3 protein-coding genes are annotated in these 2774 nt (G+C 53.9%); all 3 read left to right on the top strand.

Annotation, left to right across the window (positions count from 1 at the left end):
* A partial coding sequence (locus CPT76_RS35815; RefSeq protein WP_219845503.1) for a hypothetical protein occupies nt 1-740 on the top strand: 740 nt, incomplete at its 5' end.
* A gap of 22 nt (nt 741-762) precedes the next feature.
* Nucleotides 763-2076, top strand: coding sequence for an S-layer homology domain-containing protein (locus CPT76_RS35810; protein ID WP_258169119.1), 1314 nt, complete (start codon nt 763-765; stop codon nt 2074-2076).
* Nucleotides 2077-2250: 174 nt separating this feature from the next.
* Nucleotides 2251-2691, top strand: a complete 441-nt coding sequence (locus CPT76_RS35805) for a DUF4362 domain-containing protein (protein ID WP_105446250.1) — start codon at nt 2251-2253, stop codon at nt 2689-2691.
* Nucleotides 2692-2774 lie beyond the last annotated feature (83 nt).

Below are 2774 nucleotides of genomic sequence, written 5' to 3'. Positions count from 1 at the left end.
TGACGTTCGATGAAGAGGTGAACTTGCTGTCTGCAGGAGGCTTCTCCGTTCTAGCAGACGGGGTTGATGTCACAGTGGTCGATACCATAAAGGCCGGGGCAAAGACCATGAAGCTGAAGGTGGGAGAACCATTGCGCAGCGGCCAGGATATCAGGCTGTCGTACGATTCGCAAGCGGGAAGTATCGTTGATCTGGCGAATAATCCTTTGCCCAGCGTGTCGGATCAACCCTGGCCGCCGAATATCGAGGTCACAATGACAACGGCTGACGGCAGCAATTACCAAGACGGAACGTGGACGAACCAACCGGTGTCGGTGAGCGCATCCGTTTATGAGGGGACAGCCGAGGTTAACGAGTTTGTCTACTCGTTGGATGGAGGCGAGACTTGGTCGCCTTATACGACTAGCATTGAATTGCAGGACGACGGTGTCCATGTCCTCGATTTCAAGGCGGTAGATGCGGCGGGAATGGAAACGGCGGAACGGCGCACGGTTAAAATCGGTTCAAGCGGGTTGGCATTGACCCCGACGATGGTAAAATCGGACGGAGGCACTTATACGGAAGGGGAATGGACGAACCAGAGCGTGACCGTCAGCGTATACGCTGGAGGGGGGAACCGGCGGGATTGCCTCGTTCACCTTTACGTTGGACGCCGGATCACCGCAAGGTTATACGAACAGTTCCCCGATCGAAATCACCGAGGATGGCGACCATGCGATCGTCTTCCAAGCGGAGGATGAGGCCGGCCATCAGTTGTCCGACGTGCTGAAGGTGAAGATCGATCGAACGCCTCCTGCCATCACGTTCTCCCCGAACGGCAGGGAATCCGTGGCTCCATCGGCTTCATCCCGGACGACGGCAGTGGATACCGGAAGCGGAATCGATCATTCAACGCTTCAATATGCTTGGACGACGGATCTCTCCGCTCCAGCGGAAGGTTGGGTGCCGTTTGCCAGCGGCACCGATCTGACGAAGAGCGGGGCGACCGGCGATTGGTACTTGCACGTAAGAGCATCGGATCGGGTGGGGAACTCGACGGAAGCCGTATCGAATCGGTTCCGTCTGGGCCAGGGAAGCAGCAGTTCGGCGCCATTGCCGGCAAACACGAACCTGGACGGATTGAATTGCGGTGCGGCAAGCGTGGTCGGATTGAAGGGCGGTGTGGTTAAGTTCGAAGGCGGCGAGATCTCGTTTCCCGCCTGTGCATTGGACCGCCCTTTCCAAGTGACGGTTAACAAAATAACCGATTCGGATACTCTCCCGTTGTCCGATCATGAGCGTCTAGTCAGCCGAGTATTTGAAATGAAGAAAGACGTGCCGGGGAATTTCCTTGTTAATGTGACCGTCAAGCTGCGCCTGAACGCTGATGTGACCCGGCAGGATGGCGATCAAATTCTGCTCTGCTGGCTAAACGAGGATACCAGGCAATGGGTTCCATTGGGGGATCCGCAAATCGACTTCGAGAACGGCATGGTCAGCGGGACGATCAACCACCTCGGCAAGTTCGCGGCCATCGCCCGAACGGTTGTTAACAACGAATCTGCAGCCGTATTTACGGATATCCGGGGCCATTGGGCTGAAGAAACGATCCAGCATCTGGCGGGAAGCGGGATTGTAAAAGGGTATCCGGACGGCACATTCCGTCCGAACCGTCCGATTACACGTGCAGAGTTTGTTTCGATTCTGACCGAGGTCCTGCAATGGAAACCGAAGGCGGATAAAGTGTTCATCGATACAGAGAACCATTGGGCCCGGGCTGCGATCTCCACGGCTTATGCCAATGGAATGATCCGGGGTTACGACGGTAATACCTTCTTGCCGGATCAGCCCATCACGAGGGAGCAGATGGCGGTGATGGCGGCGAATGCCTTACATTTGGAGAACACGAAGGGTACTCCGTCCTTCACCGACGGAGATCGGATCTCGCAATGGGCGAAAAATGCAGTTGCGTCCGCGGTAGAACGAGGGATTCTTACGGGATACCCCGATCGCACAGTGAAGCCTCAAGCCCAAGCGACCCGGGCGGAAGCGGTCACGGTGATCAAGAAAATCATTAGTAATATAGAAGACAAATAGAGGCGAATCAGAATAGGCCGTTCCTACAGGTCAAAAAGACCTGGGGCACGGCCTGTTTTTTATTGCAATGTGGTCCATATTCATAAATTAATTAGTCATGGAGTTAATGAACTCGCGTCTGCGATTGAAACATTCGTACTCGCTATAGCGTTGTTAAATATGAGGTGATCATTCATGATCAAACAGGTGTTAATATTAGCGGCTACATTAGTTTTGCTATCGGGCTGCAATGAGAAGTCGGACAGACCTGGCGATAATACGACCAGTTCTTTCACTGCTCCTGTACCGGGGGAGACGGTTTCACCGCCAGCAAAGCCGAAAGCGTTCCCCGCTGTGTCTGACCCTTATGGTGCTGACCAAGCAGCCGCGAATGGAGATATCGTGAACGTTCACGGGAAGATGTACAATCTCGACAAGTGGAAGCTGTTTTTGGAGAATCTCGACAAGGGAGTGCCGAATCAGGTGCGTATAACGCAATATACAATTGAAGGTGACCCGATCTTCTATGAGCTGGTCTTTGATGGGGCTGAGGCGATCACGTATACATATGACAACTCGAGGGACGGGTTTGGTAGCGATGCAGGTCGTCCGAGCACGGTGTGTCGGGGGGATTGAGCTCGAGAAGAACAAAGAGTTAGGCTCCCATTACAAGCTAACTGGATGCGATAATGAAACCAGTAATACGTTCTGGTTCACGA

Origin of the sequence: Paenibacillus sp. AR247 (assembly GCF_002968895.1) — a bacterium.
GTDB lineage: Bacteria > Bacillota > Bacilli > Paenibacillales > Paenibacillaceae > Paenibacillus_AQ > Paenibacillus_AQ favisporus.
Note: the sequence above shows the minus strand (reverse complement) of the source record. Positions and strands in the feature narration are given on the sequence as shown.